Origin of the sequence: Kamptonema formosum PCC 6407, assembly GCF_000332155.1 — a bacterium.
Classification (GTDB): domain Bacteria; phylum Cyanobacteriota; class Cyanobacteriia; order Cyanobacteriales; family Microcoleaceae; genus Kamptonema; species Kamptonema formosum.
This window is the reverse complement of sequence record NZ_KB235903.1, coordinates 686,202-704,467: the sequence shown is the minus strand read 5'-3', so window position 1 is coordinate 704,467 and position 18,266 is coordinate 686,202. Positions and strand designations below refer to the sequence as shown.

At 41.6% G+C, this 18,266-nt stretch carries 9 protein-coding genes; 2 read left to right on the top strand and 7 right to left on the bottom strand.

Annotated features, from left to right (window positions below):
* Positions 1 to 262: 262 nt before the first annotated feature.
* Positions 263 to 1,585: an AAA-like domain-containing protein gene (locus OSCIL6407_RS0108150; protein ID WP_007356504.1), complete on the top strand. Its 1,323-nt coding sequence runs from the start codon at positions 263 to 265 to the stop codon at positions 1,583 to 1,585.
* A gap of 168 nt (positions 1,586 to 1,753) precedes the next feature.
* On the opposite strand, the gene OSCIL6407_RS0108145 is transcribed toward OSCIL6407_RS0108150, so the two are convergent.
* Complete coding sequence (locus OSCIL6407_RS0108145; RefSeq protein ID WP_007356505.1) at positions 1,754 to 2,923, bottom strand: LeuA family protein; 1,170 nt, start codon at positions 2,921 to 2,923, stop codon at positions 1,754 to 1,756.
* 521 nt (positions 2,924 to 3,444) lie between these two features.
* Between OSCIL6407_RS0108145 and OSCIL6407_RS0108140 the strand changes: the two genes are divergently transcribed.
* Entirely contained in the window at positions 3,445 to 7,152 is a 3,708-nt protein-coding gene (locus OSCIL6407_RS0108140; protein WP_007356506.1) for a WD40 domain-containing protein, read from the top strand.
* A 24-nt stretch (positions 7,153 to 7,176) separates the two neighbouring features.
* On the opposite strand, the gene OSCIL6407_RS0108135 is transcribed toward OSCIL6407_RS0108140, so the two are convergent.
* The 6 genes from OSCIL6407_RS0108135 to OSCIL6407_RS0108110 all read right to left on the bottom strand — a co-directional run bounded on the left by OSCIL6407_RS0108135 (position 7,177) and on the right by OSCIL6407_RS0108110 (position 17,881).
* Complete coding sequence (locus OSCIL6407_RS0108135; RefSeq protein ID WP_007356507.1) at positions 7,177 to 9,792, bottom strand: MBL fold metallo-hydrolase; 2,616 nt, start codon at positions 9,790 to 9,792, stop codon at positions 7,177 to 7,179.
* A 176-nt stretch (positions 9,793 to 9,968) separates the two neighbouring features.
* A complete protein-coding gene (locus OSCIL6407_RS0108130) occupies positions 9,969 to 10,460 on the bottom strand; it encodes a DUF4385 domain-containing protein (RefSeq protein ID WP_007356508.1) in 492 nt (163 codons plus the stop codon).
* Positions 10,457 to 10,882, bottom strand: a complete 426-nt coding sequence (locus OSCIL6407_RS0108125) for a DoxX family protein (RefSeq protein ID WP_007356509.1) — start codon at positions 10,880 to 10,882, stop codon at positions 10,457 to 10,459. Before OSCIL6407_RS0108125 ends, OSCIL6407_RS0108130 begins: the two co-directional genes overlap by 4 nt.
* Before the next feature lie 138 nt (positions 10,883 to 11,020).
* Positions 11,021 to 12,304 carry a hybrid sensor histidine kinase/response regulator gene (locus tag OSCIL6407_RS0108120; RefSeq protein WP_007356510.1) on the bottom strand — a complete coding sequence of 428 codons (1,284 nt, stop codon included), beginning with the start codon at positions 12,302 to 12,304 and terminating at the stop codon, positions 11,021 to 11,023.
* Between the two features lie 3 nt (positions 12,305 to 12,307).
* The gene (locus OSCIL6407_RS0108115) at positions 12,308 to 14,143 is read right to left on the bottom strand and encodes a two-component system response regulator (protein WP_007356511.1); all 1,836 of its coding nucleotides are present in this window, start codon (positions 14,141 to 14,143) and stop codon (positions 12,308 to 12,310) included.
* Between the two features lie 42 nt (positions 14,144 to 14,185).
* On the bottom strand, positions 14,186 to 17,881 hold the full coding sequence (locus OSCIL6407_RS0108110) for a GAF domain-containing hybrid sensor histidine kinase/response regulator (protein ID WP_007356512.1): 3,696 nt from the start codon (positions 17,879 to 17,881) through the stop codon (positions 14,186 to 14,188).
* Positions 17,882 to 18,266 lie beyond the last annotated feature (385 nt).

Here is an 18,266-nt window from a genome sequence, read left to right as displayed (position 1 = left end):
ATGTTACTATTTTTAAATGTTTAACTTTGAGTGCAAAGTTCTGATTTTCGCGGCTGGGATAGACTGGAAGCGATTACCTTGCTCGCACAGTAACTATTTCTCAAGCTAATTAGTTATAAGCTAAGTTGAGAAATAAAAATTAACTTATTAGCCTCAGATTATTAGGTAAGGCTGTGGTTAATCCAACCGACTTCTCAGTAATTCTACATTCCCATTTAAGCTAATAACTGGAGACAGTATATTTACGAGCTAATTGCAGGTTATGACCATAGATGATGTGCTACAGCTAACTCGCGCCAGATTGCAAAAAGATTTACATCCCGTACAAGAAATTATTCTCCGCCAAGTTTGGGAAGGAAAAACTTATGCAAGTATAGCATCTGTCTCTCATTATGGAGAGCATTATCTGAGAAATATTGCCTCCTCTTTGTGGCAATCCCTCTCCGAAATTTCCGATATTCCAATTAGCAAATCAAACTTTCGCTCCTCCCTAGAATCCCGTTCTCTGACGACTGAGGAAGAAGAGTTAATTCAGGAATTTACCCGTAGGAAATGCCGAGTAACGCCTTTAGAATTTCCCGGATCTCCAGTACCGCTCGGTTCCCCATTTTATATTCATCATCCACTAATTGAAGAACTTGCGTATAAAGAGATTGCTAAACCTGGAAGTGTCCTCCGAATTAAAGCTCCCCGGAAGATGGGTAAAAGTTCTCTACTATTAAGGATTTTAGACCGTGCTACCTCTCTTGGCTACCGAACAGTAAGTTTAGATATTCAACAAGCCGAGGAAAGTGTTTTAGACAACCTCGATAAATTTTTGCGGTGGTTTTGTGCCAACATCAGTCGTCACCTAGAATTACCACCTCTGTTAGATGATTATTGGGATGAAGATATGGGGAGTAAAGTAAGTTGTACGATCTATTTACAACAATATATATTAGCAGAAATAGGTAGCCCCCTTGTCTTAGCATTAAATGAAGTCAATCGCATTTTCGAGTATCCGAAAATTGCCAGAGAATTTTTGCCACTACTGCGAAGCTGGCACGAAGAAGCAAGACGGGTTGAAAGCCTGCAAAAACTGCGGTTAATCGTCCTTCATTCCACAGAAATCTATATTTCTTTAAAGCTCACAGAATCGCCTTTTAATGTTGGTTTACCGCTGCAATTACCCTATTTTACAGAAGAGCAGATACTTGCTTTGGCAAAGCGTCATGAACTGGATTGGACAGATAGCCCAGATGCCAAGTGGCTGATGGCAATAGTGGGGGGACATCCTTATCTAGTGCGGCTCGCTCTTTACCATCTCTGTCAAAACACTTTAACGCTAGAGTATCTACTCGAAAAAGCTCCCACAATGGCGGGAATTTATAAAGATTATTTGCGGAATCTTTGGGTGACATTGCAAGAATATCCAGAACTAGCAATCGCACTAAAACAAGTGGTGAAGTCCGATCGCGGTGTTGAATTAGATCCGATAGTTGCTTCTAAGTTAGATAGCATGGGGCTAATTCATATCGAAAATAACCGCTGTACCTTGAGCTGCGAGTTGTACCGCCAATATTTTAGTTCCCAAAACTTTATTTAGAAGGTGAAGGAAGAAGATAGAGATTTGTGCCAGGGTTTAGATCGCTAGATTTCCGCTTGCTAGTCGGGAATCTGAGCTAATACCAAATCCAGCTTAAATACCCCTTTATTCTTCAGTCCGCGTAGGCGGACTTTGTTTGTGTAGTAGCGATTTCAATCGCCGAACAATCTAAGTTATCATCTGTGAATCCATACATTGGCTGACAATTATTGGCAATTCTTTCTCGATATTAATTGGAGTACCTCGTTTAGCAACTTCTTTAATTTCCTTAAGGATATAACCAATCAAAGTAGAGTTTGCCGCTAGGTTTTGTCTGCCAATTTGTTTGAGGGCTAATTCAACAGCAGTACGTCCCGATTGCATCCCTAAAACCAAATTACTTTTGCACCCAAAAAGCTCTGGGTTCAGACTTTGGTAAAGCTCTTCATCTTGGGAAATCGCTTTTACATGAACTCCAGCATGATGAGCGAAGGCATTTTTACCCACAACTGGCGAGTGAGGCGAAATGGAGATATGAGAATGTTCGCTGACTAACTCGTACAAGTCCTTTAAATAATTGAGTTTCCATCGGGATTCTGTCCGATCTGTATTCATCAAATTGACAAATAATTCTGCCAAATCTACAATCCCAGTCCGTTCTCCTAATCCCATAACAGTTACATCAATGATATCTGCTCCGGCTCTATAGGCATCCAAGGCATTTGCCAAAGCTAAGCCTCGATCGTTGTGACAATGAACCTCAATTTTTGGATACATTTGTCTTTTAGCTAGCTCCTCCTTTAAAGTTTTTACATAGTAGAAATAGCTGCGATCGGCTTGAAAGGGAGTGGCATATCCCGTTGTATCAGCGATGCTAATAATATTAGAGCCGGCTTGGACGGCTGCACTTGCTGCCTCGATTACATTTCCGATTGATGAGCGCACAGTGTCTTCCGGCGTATAGCGAATCAATAAGTCTGGTTTCTGCGCTCTGGCATAGAGGATGACTTCGACTATTCGATCGATCGCTGCTTGTAAACTAATTTGATAGTCCCGTTCTAAACGTTGCTGTGAAACGCTAAAAAAAACGCCTAAAAAATCAATTTCACAATCTAATGCTTTTTGTACATGATCGATACGGCAAAGAGAATGGACACCGATTTTAGCATTCAATCCACTATGGGCAATACGCTTTACAGAAGTTGCAATTTCGGGGCTAACTGCTGGATTGCCTGCTTCAATAATATCAACACCAACTCTATCTAAAAGTTGAGCGATGGACAACTTAGTTCGAGGGGAAAAATAAACTCCAGGAGTTTGTTCTCCTTCTCTCAATGTGGAATCAAGGATTTGAACCATACTGATTTAAGCTCCGGGAGCGATATGAACGTACAGATTTATTCGATGAGTTTAAAGCATATATTAACTCAAGTTCCTAGTTATCCGTAGCGCTCGCAATTCGATTGGCAGTCTTATTTACCATAGAGTGAAAACTAGAGGCTATAATCGTCACCATCAAAGCTAAGCGCAAACTGCAATAACTAGGTGGGAATAACCCAAAACTAGAAAATCGACTGCAAACCCTAGTAGAGCAGGCAGTTGATGGAGCTATTGAGTAGAACCACTGCTCAGAATAAGAGAAGGGTGTATAGATTAGCAGTCAGTCCCGTGAGGGTAACGCACGATCGCCGATCTCAACCCTGACAGTAACACGATCGCCACAGGCAGGATGATAAAACGGTAACATTTTGGAGGTGTAACGGTACTTTGCGGAGAATTTGTGGTGGCGCGATCGCGGATTGACTCTTCGAGGCACAGAAGGCAGGCATTCTGAGGGAGGCAGTAGGCGATCGCTAAATTATCAAAAAAATCAACTCAAAATGATTCAAGATTATCAATACCAAATCGGCGGTAGTCTCGCCAACGATGCACCTACCTACGTAGTCAGACAAGCGGATTCAGAACTCTATGAAGCTTTAAAAGCTGGCGAATTTTGTTACGTGCTTAACTCGCGGCAAATGGGCAAATCTTCCCTCTTAGTCCGCACTTTGCACCGACTGCAAGCCGAAAATTTCCAATGCAGCACTATCGATATGACCCGCATTGGTAGCGAAAATATCACTCCTTTACAGTGGTATAAAGGCACGATTGGGGAACTATGGCGCGGCTTCAATCTCTTAGGAAAAGTTAATTTAAAAACCTGGTGGCAAGTTGAAGAAGATGTCTCATTTCTGCAAAGATTGAGTCATTTTATTGAAGATATTCTATTAGTCAGATTTCCTCAAGAGCAAATCATTATATTTATTGATGAAATTGACAGCATTCTCAGTCTAGATTTCCCCGTCGATGATTTCTTCGCCCTAATTCGCTTTTGCTATAATCAACGAGCGATTAATCCAGAGTATAATCGGATTACGTTTGCAATTTTTGGAGTGGCCACGCCCAGCGATTTAATTGCCGATAAAAAACGGACTCCGTTTAATATTGGTAGAGCCATAAATTTACGAGGATTTGAACTACAGGAAGCCCAACCATTAGCAGCAGGATTAGCAAGTGTAGTCACTAATTATCAAGCTATTCTTAAAGAGATATTGACTTGGACTGCTGGTCAGCCATTTCTAACGCAAAAACTGTGTTATTTGGCATATCTAGCAACTAAATCTACGCCGACAAAATTGGTGACAATTCCTGTAGGAACGGAGGAGTTTTGGGTAGATCGTTTAGTACGAGAATATATCATTAACAAGTGGGAATCTCAGGATGAGCCGGAGCATTTGAAAACCATAAAAGATCGGATTATTCGCAACGAACAACGGGCAGGCAGATTACTCGGAATCTACCAACAAATATTACAATCCAACCTCTCCTTAACCCCCAACGGATCTGTTTCATTTTGGGACTTTGAACAAATGGATTGTAGGGGCAGTGCCCCCGTGCCTGCCCCAAACTCAAAAGGCGCAACCACAGGGGGATTGCCCCTACAAGAGAATGAAATATCTTTACCTTTGATCGAGGAATCGAGGGGGGTATTAACCGATGACTCTCCCGAACAAATCGAACTATTATTATCGGGATTAGTTGTTAAAAATAATGGTTATTTGCAGGTAAGAAACAGGATTTATGCAGAAGTTTTTAACCTGGAATGGGTAGATAAACAATTAGGAAAGCTCCGCCCCTACTCCCAAACCTTCGATGCTTGGATTGCTTCACAACAAACAGATTATTCTCGATTATTGCGCGGAAAAGCTCTGAAAGATGCTCAAATCTGGGCGCAAGAAAAAAGCTTGAGCAATCTAGACTATCAATTTTTAGCTGCTAGTGCCGAACTCGACAGACGAGAAGTGCAAATGATTTTAGAGGCTGAACGTACCAGGGAGGTTGAAGCGCGACTGGCAGAAGAACATAAGCGATTAATTCAAGAAAAAACAGCCGCTAAACGGCAAAAATTATTGCTATTTGCAGTTAGTATTGCATTGCTAATTGCCAGCAGTTTAGGAGTAACAAGTTATTTTCAGTATCACCGAGCAGCTATTAGCGAACGCGAAGCAAGAATTAGCGAAATTAAAGCGCTGGCATCTTCTTCTGAGGGATTGTTTGCCTCGAATCGGCGATTGGATGCACTGATAGAAGCGATTAAAGCTAAACGTAAACTGCAAAAACTAGGTAAGGCAGACACCAATATTCAGCATCAAGTTATTAATGTATTACGGCAAGCGGTTTATGAGAATGATGAATATAACCGTTTATCGGGGCATAAAGCCGCTGCTATGGCAGTAGATATCAGTCCTGACAGTAAGTTTATTGCCTCTTCAAGTGTCGATAAAACAATCAAAATTTGGCGAAGTGATGGTACAGAAATTGCTACTCTCAAAGGCCATAAGGCAATTGTTAGAGCGGTTAAATTTAGCCCTGATGGTAAGTTTATTGCTTCTACAAGTGACGATGGAACTGTTAAACTTTGGCATCGAAATGGTACTTTGATTAAAACCATCCAGACTAATAATACTGGGTTGTGGGGAGTGGCTTTTAGTCCTGAAGGTCAAACTGTTGCCTCTGCCAGTATGGATAATACAGTTAAGCTTTGGAAGCGCGACGGGGCAGGCACAGGGGTACTGCCCTTACGAACTCTTAAAGGTCATACTGGTGGGGTATCTTCAGTAGTGTTTAGTCCAGATGGTCAACTTATCGCTTCTGGAGGTGGAGACCAAACGGTGAAACTTTGGAAGCGGGATGGGGCAGGCACGGGGGCGCTGCCCCTACGAACTTTTCGAGGTCATACTACTGTAATATCCGCAGTAGCTTTTAGTCCAGATGGTCAACTTATAGCTTCGGGCAGTGGAGACCAAACGGTGAAGTTATGGAAACTTGATGGTACTTTATTACAAACTTTCCGAGGTCATACTGCTGTAATATCCTCAATAGCTTTTAGTCCAGATGGTCAGATTATTGCTTCTGCAAGTCGAGATAAAACGGTAAAACTTTGGAATATTGACGGCACAGAATTGACAACATTTAGAGGTCATAGTGCCGGAATTTGGGGGATAGCTTGGAGTCCCGATGGCAGGTTTATTGCTTCGGCTGGTGCAGAAAATGCTGTCAGACTGTGGCAGAGTCAAAACCCATTAAAAAGGACTATTACTGCACATAAAGCTGGGATTTGGGCGATCGCACTTAGCGCTGATAACAATATCATTGCTACTGGTAGCGAGGATGGTACTACTAAGCTTTGGAGTCGCGAAGGTAAATTACTCAGGACTTTGAGGGGAGATACCGCAGCGATTTATGCTGTTGCACTGAGTAGAGATGGCCAGTTAATTGCTTCTGCCAGAAACGATAATACTGTGAACATCTGGGATCGGAATGGCTCTTTGGTGACAACTTTAGCAGGTCATGGCGCGACAGTCTTTAGTATTGCTTTTAGTCCTGATGGTCAAACGATCGCTTCGGGAAGTCAAGATAATACGCTTAAGCTGTGGCGGCGCGATGGTACTTTATTGCATACTTTGAGGGAACATCATGCTCCAATTTGGCAGGTGGTATTTAGCCCCGATGGTAAGCTGATTGCTTCAGCAGGTGGGGATGGTACAGTTAAGCTATGGCGGCTTGATGGCACCTTGTACAAAACCCTCAAAGGTCACACTAGCTCTGTGTGGAGATTAGCATTTAGTCCTGATAGTAAGATGCTGGCTTCTGGTAGTGGGGACAATACGGTTAAGCTTTGGACAGTTGATGGTCAGTTATTGAGAACTCTCGAAGGTCATACTGCTGCGGTGTGGGGGGTAGCGTTTAGTCCTGATGGTAAGACGATCGCTTCTGGGAGTGTGGATAATACACTTAAGCTGTGGAAGGTTGACGGTACGGAATTAACGACTCTCAGAGGTCACAGTGCGGCGATTCGGGGAGTGGCCTATAGTGGGGATGGGAAGTTTGTCGCCAGCGTCAGCGAGGATAATACGCTGATTTTGTGGAATGTGCAGCAAATACTGAGTCTGGATTTATTGAGTTATGGGTGCGATCGCGTGGGGGACTATTTGCGGACGAATGTGGAGGTGGAAAAGAGCGATCGCTTGTTGTGCGATCGCAAGTAGGAAGAGATAAAAACTTCGATATATTTAACTATTACTGCTAAATTCTCCACAAATTCCAGAGGGATCTACTTGAAATTCAAACAGCGAACTTTCTTCCCCTTTGCAGTATCCTTTCTCATAAAACTTACAAACTGCACAACAATTTTCTCCCTTACTAACAGCATCATCCATCACCTTCTGAATTGATAAATTTCTCTGTGTAATTGGACTCAATTTCAAATGATAGCCTTCCCAAGCAGCTTTCAGCATCCCACTACTTGCCAACAATTGCCACCGAGGATCGTTTTCCACTACTTCCAAAGGAATTTGTAACCAAGCTCCTTCTACTTCTGCTTCTACACTTACCTCAAACTCTTGAGGTAGTTCAATCTTGGCAATTTGCGATTTAGAAATATGTTCTGGTGCTTGTCCATATTCTACTCGCTCCCCGACATTAGGAATATGAATATAATGCTTCGATTTTAAATCTCCCGAATCTGCCAGAGAGTGCAAAGCATTACCGCAACCGTGAATCAAAATCAGGTGTTTTGGGTTCACTTTATTAATGACTTGCGTCAACCCTATTTTATCAGCATGAGCGGACAAATTGAATCTTTTAATTTGCGCTTTGACAGTAATTTTCTTGCCATCTAACTCAATTTCATCTCCAACAGCTAAGTTCTGCAAAAGTCTGCCGGGTGATTCTTCATCCGTGTAGCCTGATATGAAAATAGCTGCATTTTCTCTCTCTAACAAAGTTTTAGCATAATATACCGATGCACCGCCGCTCAACATCCCGGAACTGGCAACAATAACGCTGGGTTTAGCCATTGCTAAGGGGCGTTCTTTGGGATTGCCAATAGGAATAATTGGTGGCATTCCATTCAAATCAAAAAACGGTTCTCGATTGCATTGTTTCACAAAGTTCTTTACTGAATCCGGCAAAAGGTCTAGGTTATCTCTAAAAGTTTCAGTGACGCTTCGCACTAAACCATCAACGTAAACGGGAACCTTTAAAGTATGGAACGTAGTGCTAGTGCGAATAGCTAATAAAATTTCTTGTGCTCTCCCCAAGGCGAAGGCAGGAATTAGCACGTTTCCGCCTGATTTAACTACTTCTGCAATCGCATCAATTAACGCTGTTTCTTGAGTTTTTCTACCAGGGTGAGTATCCCCCCCGTAAGTAGATTCTGTAATTAAAATATCTGCTTGTGGCAAGTCAGCTAACCGCAATCCAGTAGTAGTGCGGCTAGAAGTGGTATTATAATCACCAGTATAAATTAGCGATCGCTCTCCGCAAGTCATATAAATACACGCAGCTCCTAAAATGTGACCTGCATTGATAAATCTTACTTTTAATCCCGGCAAAGGTTCAAAATCAACCCCTACAGGTTGCGTTTCTAATCTAAATAAAGTACGCTCCAAATCTACATCGTCAAAAAGTGGCGTAGAATCTTCATTCAGAGATTGTACCTTCAAACAATCCCGCAACATAATGTGAGCAATTTCTCTAGTCCCCTGAGTGCAAATTATCCGCACGCCGGGATAGCGGTTATGGAATACAGGCACAGCACCCAAATGGTCTAAATGCGCGTGAGAAACTATTAACAAATCGGGATTATTTAGATACTCTAATGCAGGTAAAGGATCGTAACCTTTCGGACGCGAACCGCAATCTAAAACCACCTCATAAGGCCCTATTTCTATGCGAAAACATGAAGCCCCAATCCCTCTAGCTGCTCCGAGAGGCGTAACCACTAAGTGAGTATTCTCAGCTAGATTTGAGTCTTCTTTAGAAGTCAGCGGGTACTGATAAACGCGGGGTTTTTTGTTGCCAACAATCTTGACTCTTGCCCGCTGTTGAGTTAAGGGGTGAAAAGCCTCCCATTCCCATGTTTTATTTGAACGTAGCTTGGGCGTGTCTAGGTTCCAATCTTCAAGTTGAGTTTCTGCAATTAAGGCCAAGATTGCGGCTTCAGTGGGAGGAGAAACATTATTTTTAGCAGAAACTAGCGGCTGATTATCTCCAGGAGTTACAATTAGTAAATCGGTAGATTGTGGCTCTAAAGAGATAGCAGGAAATCCATTTTCTTCTGTAAGATTAGCGATCGCTAACTCGCCCTCTGACTTACCAGATTGCTGATTTTGAGATGCTAAAATAGGTAAAGCTTCATCTAAAGAATTATGCGTTTCCTCAATCAGGCTACCTGATTGAACGTGCAGGAAGGCTCCTTGACGGACAGCAATTATCTCCCATAAATGACCCACTTTCATGCGACGATCTGGAGATAGTAAGGTAACTTTTAATATTTTCTCCCCTGGTCTAGTTACCTTAATCTGAACAAAATTGTATTTCTTACCTAGCTGTACAATTCGCCCCGATAACAAGCATTTATCTTCTTGATTTTCCTTGAGATTAACTTTCGAGAAATTTAACAAAGTTAGATTGGAAATCTGACCAGTCGAATCGGTACTGGGTATCGCTTCCCACAACATAACTTCAGAGGAATATAATGCTGGCAGCGAACTAACAGGAAATTTAGTATCCTGTCGGCATACTAGATAATTTGTTCCTTCTCTCGACTCGATATGTCCAACGAGAGTGAACTTAAAGTTGGAGGAAGTAGAGGAAGTAGAGAGAGTATCTATTTGTGAAGTCATTTTTAGGCGGTAGAGTGAAAGATAGTTGTGGCAATGCGGTACTTTAATAGTATCAGATTTGCCAACATTAATAAAACTGCGATCCTTGCACTTCATTGACCAGAGAGCGGCGTTACCAGCAATCTTCCCTAAATACTATATTATAATTTCAGCGACTAATTAGCCATATACCTACTTTAACTGAAAGCTACTGTATGTTTTGCTAAAAGCTGAAGATACTTTTCGTTAGTTTTTGCCAGTATCCATTTCTCTTTAAAAATAACCGCCGATTCCGCTTTTACCACATCTATTTCCAGAGGCAATATATCTTTTCTTGCTAACATTTCCGCTTCAGCAGAGCTTTCCTTCTGAGGATTTGACTTATATTTTTTCCCGCTTTTATGATTAGCATAGCGGCGGGAGCGGGTATAGCCCATCTGCAAAAACTTGCGAGCCATATCCGCTCCTACAAAATCCTCCTGTTCCAAATACTCTAAAAACATGGAGTAGATTTTATTGCTAGATTCCCTCGCAATTTCAGGAGTTTTAAATCTCCAATAAGGCAGAATTTCTCCTTTGTAAGGTTCCACCAATAGCACTCCCTGCTCCCCTTTACCAACGCGATAAAGCTCAGGATGTTCTCGAAAATTGAGGGTTTTGAAATCCAGAGAATAATCAAACTTTTTCATTTTGCATCTTCAGTGCCGTAGGGAATAATTGAAGCACGGGGCCGATCTTCATCAGGTTGAGTGTATAGCCACGCCCAGTAAATAAAGACAGCTTGGAAAGGCAGCCTTAGCCAGTACAATAGTTGATTTTGGGGAATTCCATCTATGGGAATATTGTTAACTGCCATATTAATATTGGCGGGAAATACGGCAATAAAGAGGGCAATTAAGCCCCACGCTGCGGCACGGCTCACTGGCGGAACTAACAGCCCAATTCCTCCTAGAATCTCGAAGAAACCACTGATATAAACTAATTCTTTGGGGTAGGGAAGTTGCGGCGGTACAATTCGGACAAATTGATCCCATGATACAAAGTGTAGCACTCCTACAACAGTCAAGGATACTGCTAGAATGACTCGCCAGAGTTCTTTTTGGTTTTTCATTGAATTTCAGACAGATTTTTACGTAATTCATGTTAACATTGAGCTAGGCTAAACTGAACCACCCTTAAGGCGTAAAATAGCTATTGCCAAAGTAGTACGCACGCTTGGAATTAGTCATATTCGTAGACTAATTACCACTTAACCATTAACTGTTAACACCTTCACTGGAATATCGACTTTAAACTCTGCACCACTTCCCAAGGAAGAGTGACAAGTTATCTGCCCTTTGTGCTTCTCCACGATAATTTGATAACTTGTTAATAACCCTAGTCCGCTGCCTTTTCCTACTGATTTAGTGGTAAAAAATGGATCGAATAACTGAGATTTGACCTCATCGGCAATCCCCACGCCGTTGTCTTTAATTCTAATAGTAATAGTGACTGCATTACTTAACTCTGTGGTAATCCAAATTGTGGGTACTGAAGATTTAGAGTTATCTTGCTCATCCTTTGACTCTAAAGCATCAATAGCATTACTTAATAAATTGAAAAATACCTGATTGAGCTGACTAGCATAACAAGTAACTAATGGTAAATTTCCATATTCTTTAATAACTTGAATCGCCGATGATTTCCCCTCTGGCTTCAAGCGATGCTCTAACAATAGTAGAGTGCTGTCAATTCCTTGGTGAATATCTACAGCTTTAATATCTGACTCGTCCAAACGAGAGAAAATCCGTAAAGCAAGAATTGTTGTGCGGATGCGATCCGTACCCTTTTGCATCGAATCTAGGAGTTGTTCCAAGTCAGGAACCAGAAAGTCTAAATCTATCTCATCAATAACTTCCTGAATATTCGTCGTCGGAGTGGGGTAAGCTTCTTTATAAAGAGCAATCAACTTTAATAAGTTTATAATATATTGACGAGCATGATTAATATTACCAGAAATAAAGTTAATTGGATTGTTTATTTCGTGAGCTATCCCTGCCGCTAACACACCCAAACCGATCATTTTTTCTTTCTGAACCAGTTGTAATTGAGTATGTTTTAGTTCTTCCAATGCTGATTCGAGCTGTGCATTCTGCACTTGCAGTTTAGTTTGAAGAGTTTTAATCTTAAGTTGGCTTTGAATTCTCGCTAAAATTTCTTCAAGTTGAAAAGGCTTAGTGATATAGTCTACACCACCTATCTGAAAAGCTTTAACTTTATCTACTACACCATCCAAAGCACTTAAAAAAATCACAGGGACAGCAGAAGTTTTAGCATCATTTTTGAGATGTTCGCACACCTCATAACCATTCATACCGGGCATATTAATATCTAACAATATTAAATCGGGTAAAACCGCTTTAACTGCGGTCAATGCCATTTTCCCATTGAGGGCTTTACGAACATTATATCCTTGTTCTACCAACAGAGAAGATAAAAACCGAATATTATCGGGCGTATCATCAACAATTAGAATGTCAGCAGTTTTAGTCATATCTTACCACCGAGGAGCCGATAGAATTAAATTTGTTGCTGCTGTTGCTTCCAAAGGTTTAGAAAATAGATACCCCTGACCAAAAGGGCAATTTAAACTTCTAAGTTGGGCTAACTGTTCTTGGGTTTCAATTCCTTCTGCAATCGCATTCATTCCCAAAGCCTGACTAATACTCATAATTGCTGATATCAACCCCATATTTTCCGCTTTTCCATCCAAACGTTGCACAAAAGAGCGGTCAATTTTTAAATTGTCAACAGGAAAAGAATGTAGGTAACTCAGGGAAGAATAACCCGTGCCGAAGTCATCGATACTCAATTGAATGTGCCGTTCTCGGAGTTTTTGGAGAATAACCGCAGCAGATTTAGCATTTTCCATAATAGCACTTTCTGTAATCTCCAATTTGAGAAACTTGGGATTAAGTTGTGTTTGGGTCAAAATTTGGTCAATTTGCTCAATTAAATCTGGCTGTGCAAATTGCCGTACTGAAAGATTAACACTCATCGTTAAAGGATAGTCAGCGACTTTTTCCCGATCCCATAGACGCAACTGGCGACAAGCTTCCCCCAAAACCCACTTGCCAATAGAATTAATCAAACCAGTTTCTTCTGCTGCGGGAATAAATAGGGCAGGAGAAACTAGACCTTTTTGAGGATGCTGCCACCGCACCAGCGCCTCAAATCCAAAAATTCTGCCGGTATTTAGAGCAACAATTGGCTGATAGTAGACAATAAACTCCTGTTGGTTGACAGCTCTACGGAGGTCATTTTCTAGCTGCAAAACTTTAAGAGCAGCATCGTGCATTGCTGGATCGAAAATTTGATACTGACCTTTGCCTAAATTCTTAGCTCGATACATTGCGGTATCCGCATCCCGCAATAAATGCTCTGGCTGTTCGTAATTAAAATTACCTACAGCAATCCCAATACTGGCATTAATAAAAACTTCATACCTTTTAAGTTGAAACGGCAAAGCAAGTCTCTGAAGTATGCGTTCTGCTGACTGGGTGGCAGTAGTAATATTTTCAATATCCACGATCAAAACTGCAAATTCATCGCCCCCCAATCGAGCTAGGGTATTTTTGGGATGGAGAGATTTTTCTAAACGGCGAGCGAGGGCAATTAGCAGTTCGTCGCCAACGGGATGACCAAGAGAATCATTAATAACTTTAAAGCGATCGCAGTCTAAAAATAGCACTGCAAACTGATAGCCTTTAACTTCTTTTGAACAATTAAGAGCTTGTACTAAACGTTCCATAAATAACACTCGGTTGGGCAAACCAGTGAGGGCATCATGGAGCGCCATTTTTAGCAGTTGCTCCTCTAAGAGTTTCCGTTCGCCTATCTCCCGCTTCAGTTCAGAATTAGCTGCTTCTAGTTGGTGAGTGCGCTCTTTTACTCGCTCTTCCAATTGATAATTTAGTTGTTTTTTTTCTAGTTCTGCGGCTCTAAGTGCAAGTTGATTTTGGACGCGAGCTAACACTTCTGCAAGTTGAAATGGCTTCGCAACGTAATCAGCACCTCCTACGGCAAAGGCTTTTACTTTATCAAAAGCATCGCTCAGCGCACTCAAAAAAATCACAGGAATTTCCGCTGTTTTCGGATCGGCTTTCAAATGCGTACAAACTTCATAGCCATCCATTTCTGGCATCATAATATCGAGCAAAACTAGATCCGGCACAACAGCTTGCGCGGCTGTTAATGCCATTTGCCCGTTTAATGCCTTGCGAACGTGATATCCCTTTTTAGTCAGCATTTTAGAGAGAAGGCGCAAATTGTCTGGGTTGTCGTCAACAATTAAGATATCTTCTTGGACGATGCCAGCCTGATTCCCATCCATTTTAGCTTTTCCCTACTTGCTTAGATTTGAATTTTTAACTTTTTAACTGATAGTTAGTTGAGCTAATTCTAGAATTTTATCAAACCGGAAATTCTCAACTAAGTCACCTATGGCTTTAGCAATAGCAGAATTTTCTGCGGGGATTTGTTCAAGGAGCTGATAAATCAGAGAGTCGCTGCCTTGAGAGGCAGCTAGATATAGCTGTTTTATCCATTCCTTCGGCATTAATTGCAAGGTTTCTGGCTGAAGGATTCTAGAAAAATCACATACTTCGCTTTCAGAATTTGTGATTAGATCTTCCCCATCATTTTCGTATAGGTAATTCACTCCTAAATATTGACTCATTTTAGCTAGCAGCTCTTGTTCTTTAAAAGGTTTACGCACCATATCATCACATCCTGCTGATAAAATCAGTTGTTGCTCTTCTTCAAAGACGCTAGCAGTTAAGGCAATAATTACTGTTTCGCGACTCTTTGACTGAGCTCTGATCTTTTTGGTAGCTTCATATCCATCGATAACGGGCATCCTCATGTCCATCCAGATTAGGTGCGGCTCCCAACTTTCCCATAGGGCTATGCCTTGTTGACCATTTTCGGCTTCGCGCACTTCAAAGCCTAGTGAACTGACTAACCGAACTAGGAGTAGGCGGTTAGCAGGATTGTCCTCGACAATCAAAATTCGGTGGGCCAGTTGGTTGGGCGCTAAACCGAGGATTTTTTTATTGATAGCCTGAGCTTTCTCACTCTCAATTCTATCAACGGAACTAGCCTGAATGTCAAAGGTAAATTTAGCACCTTGACCCAGTTGGCTGCTAACGGTAATTTCTCCGCCCATCAATTGTACGAACTTTTGACTGATAGGTAAGCCTAAGCCTGTACCTTGACCTGATTTCAAACCTGTTGCGGTTTGTCCGAAGGCTTCAAATAACTTGTCGAAATCCTCTGGAGCAATACCAGGGCCAGTATCTTCAACTTCAAACTGAAGGAAGAAGGAAGAAGGAAGAAGGAAGAAGGAAGAAGGAATATTTGTATTTTCTTTCTGTTCGTTATTACTTCTTTCTCTGCCGGCAACTTTTACTCGCAGGATAACGTTACCTTTTTCTGTAAATTTTAGTGCATTTCCTATCAAATTTATCAAGATCTGACGTAGTTTGCTTTGGTCTGTTTTTACAAATTTCGGTACTGTTTTATCTCGCTGAAAAGTCAGTTTCAAAGCCTTAGATTGAGCTTTGAGTTGGAGCATATCTTCAAGATTGTCGAGTAAGTTGTAGAGATCGAATTCATTTTCATAGAGTACCATGCGCCCCGCCTCGATTTTTGACATTTCCAGAATATCGTTAATTAATTCCAGTAAATGCTCCCCGCTGCGGTTGATAATATTTAGATATTGTATGTACTCTGTTGATAGCGATCGATCGCGGTTCATCAGTTGGCTAAAACCAAGAATGGCGTTGAGCGGAGTTCTCAATTCGTGGCTCATGTTGGCAAGAAATTCGCTTTTGGCGCTGTTAGCGGCATCAGCAGATTCCTTTGCTATTTTAAGTTCTGCCGCTTGCTTTTGAGTTTGAGCTAACAATTCTGCTTGCTGTATGGCAACTCCTAATTGAGCGCCAATTTGAACTACCATTTTAATTTCTGCTTCCCGCCACTCTCGAATATCGGAATTTTGATAAGTTGCCAGTAAGCCCCAAAGTTTACTGCTACAAAAGATAGGAGTGATGATGTAAGCCCGTGCCTGAAATTGCTCCAATAGGTCGATGTAACAGGTATCAAATCCGGCTTGGTAAATATTGGGAACGGAGCGATAATATGTTTTTTGTTGGTAAAAACCGCCTTGATTTGCTTGCAGGTAAGTATCTTCTATGGGTTCCCCAGTAATGCTTAATGTTTTGGTGGCACAATTCTCTTTTTCTATAGTTGTTTCTGTTCGCTGAGGCTGATTTATTGGTGAATCTAAAAGGACTTTCCAGCCTGATGCTACTGACTCAGCAACGAAATTTCCACTCCAGTCAGGGTTGAAACGGTAAACTCCAACGCGATCGCAGTCGATCGCTTGTCGCAGTTCAGAGGTTGCTGCGCTGAAAATCTTATCAATTTCTAAGGTTTGGCGGATTCGCTGCATCATAAATGCAATTGCCTTTTCCCGTTCTGCTGTCTCCCGCAAAGCTAATTCTGCCCGTTTGCGATCGCGTGACTCCATCGCTAGAGAAGTCATATAAGCTAAATAACTGCTAAAGTTTTGCTCTTCAATTGCCCAATTTCTAGCCGTTCCTACCTGTTCTAAACAAATTACTCCTACACTTTGTCCCTTGAAATTAATCGGAGTGTCTAACATAGAGGCAATTGATAGAGGAGTTAAATATAATTCGCTAAACTCTTGAGTTCGCGGATGAGTATGAGCGTCGTTGGCGACAATCACTCTGTCTGTTTCTAAACCTTGAAAATAGTTGGGATAGTCAGTAGCAGAAAGTTTTGTACCTTGACTGTGCCTGTTAGGAGTAACTTCGTACAAATCAGCACAGTAAATCTCTGATTTGCCCTCGCTATAAAACCACACGCTAGCTCTTTCTACGCTCAGAGTCCGGGCTGCCACTTCGGTGATTTCCCTCAAAGCTCCCTGGATATTTCCCTCATAAATACTTTGTTTTTTTGCTAATTTTAGCAGCCCATCTTGTTGTTTGCGTAGGCGGATATCGCTTTTTCTTAAAGCCGATTCTGCCACAACTTTTTCTCTAATTTCAGTCTCTAAAATTGCATTTGTTTCTACTAGCTCTGCTGTCCGTTCTTGCACCCGATTTTCTAAGTCTTCATAGGCGCGGTTCTTAGCACTTTCTGCCCTCTGGCGCTGAAGTTCAGCGGTGGCTCTACCAGCAAATACTCTCATAATTGCCTTGGCGCTTTCCTCATTCACCAAAGGCCGATCGCTGTTGATACACAGTATCCCAATTACTTCTCCCTTCGCCGAAAGTAGCGGTACACCCAAATAGCAAATAGCTTCCATTTTCTTTAAATCTATAGCTTTTGGGAAAAGTTCCTGTACTCGCTCTGGGAAATATTGCAGCGATGCTTGCTCGATCGCGAGTTCGCAAGGAGTATCGGATAATATATATTCAAAGTTGTCTTCAATATTGTTACCGTTCCAGAAAGCCAGCGCTTTCAATTTCTGGGATTCCTTGCTCACTATTTCGGCAACAAAGGCATAGCGAACGTCCAGAGCTTTTGCTAGATATTGCGTTAAAGCTGAGAAAAATTTCTCTCCCGTTACTGAAGCTGTGGCAGCGACAATACTTTTGAGAGCTTCTTCTGCTTTTTGCCGTTCAGCAATTTCGTGTTCTAATTCTTGGTTAATAGTTTCTAATTGTTCTGAGTTCCTCAGAGCAAAAAATTTAGGTAGCAGCGTTACCATTTGTGCTACCGTGTAACAGAAAACCAAACCGGTCATCGCTTGCTCAACCACACTCAACCAGTAAAGCGGATGCCATAGCGTCAAAATTTCGAGCAAGTGACCTGTACCGCTGAGAAGGGTAAATACTCCAACTAAAATAAATATCCGTAGAAACGGAACATCCCTGCGCTTGTATACGAAATAGATTAACATCGCCAGAATTGAGAAATAGGCGATCGCGATCGACAAATTCGATAAAATGTGAAGCCATAGCAGTTGAGGTTGCCACAGGTAACTGTTACCGTGAGGGATAAACTGACCTGATGAAAAGAACTCCTCGAAGATTGTCAACATAGGTTTTTTGTTCTAAATATGCCACCTGTCGGTCAATAATAATAGCCAATTATAGCTAAAGAGGCTGGAGTGGAGCTCTTGTATATACAAAGAATGTCTCCTGTCTCTGACGGTGAGAGAGATTATCAATTGCTTTGGGTTGAGCGCAATTAACTGCTCTCCTACGATCGCCTAGAGATGAAAAATTAAAATATCGATCGTTTTTAAGAAAGTAGAGCAGCTTGAAATTTATTAAAATTCTATTGATATGATTGAGAAGACTGATGGCTGTATAAACTATAGTAGATCGTAAATAAAGCCCTTGCCTTTTCTGGCTTTCCCTACCTTACCTTAGTCCAGTTTCAAAACTGTCCACTCTCACTCCTATTGATTGGAAGCTCAAACC

Bases quoted from the DNA above. Each gene is read 5' to 3' on its own strand.
- OSCIL6407_RS0108150 (WP_007356504.1), top strand. From the start codon at position 263: ATGACCATAGATGATGTGCTACAGCTAACTCGCGCCAGATTGCAAAAA.
- OSCIL6407_RS0108115 (WP_007356511.1), bottom strand. From the start codon at position 14,143: ATGGATGGGAATCAGGCTGGCATCGTCCAAGAAGATATCTTAATTGTT.
- OSCIL6407_RS0108145 (WP_007356505.1), bottom strand. From the start codon at position 2,923: ATGGTTCAAATCCTTGATTCCACATTGAGAGAAGGAGAACAAACTCCT.
- OSCIL6407_RS0108135 (WP_007356507.1), bottom strand. From the start codon at position 9,792: ATGACTTCACAAATAGATACTCTCTCTACTTCCTCTACTTCCTCCAAC.
- OSCIL6407_RS0108120 (WP_007356510.1), bottom strand. From the start codon at position 12,304: ATGACTAAAACTGCTGACATTCTAATTGTTGATGATACGCCCGATAAT.
- OSCIL6407_RS0108140 (WP_007356506.1), top strand. From the start codon at position 3,445: ATGATTCAAGATTATCAATACCAAATCGGCGGTAGTCTCGCCAACGAT.
- OSCIL6407_RS0108110 (WP_007356512.1), bottom strand. From the start codon at position 17,881: ATGTTGACAATCTTCGAGGAGTTCTTTTCATCAGGTCAGTTTATCCCT.
- OSCIL6407_RS0108130 (WP_007356508.1), bottom strand. From the start codon at position 10,460: ATGAAAAAGTTTGATTATTCTCTGGATTTCAAAACCCTCAATTTTCGA.
- OSCIL6407_RS0108125 (WP_007356509.1), bottom strand. From the start codon at position 10,882: ATGAAAAACCAAAAAGAACTCTGGCGAGTCATTCTAGCAGTATCCTTG.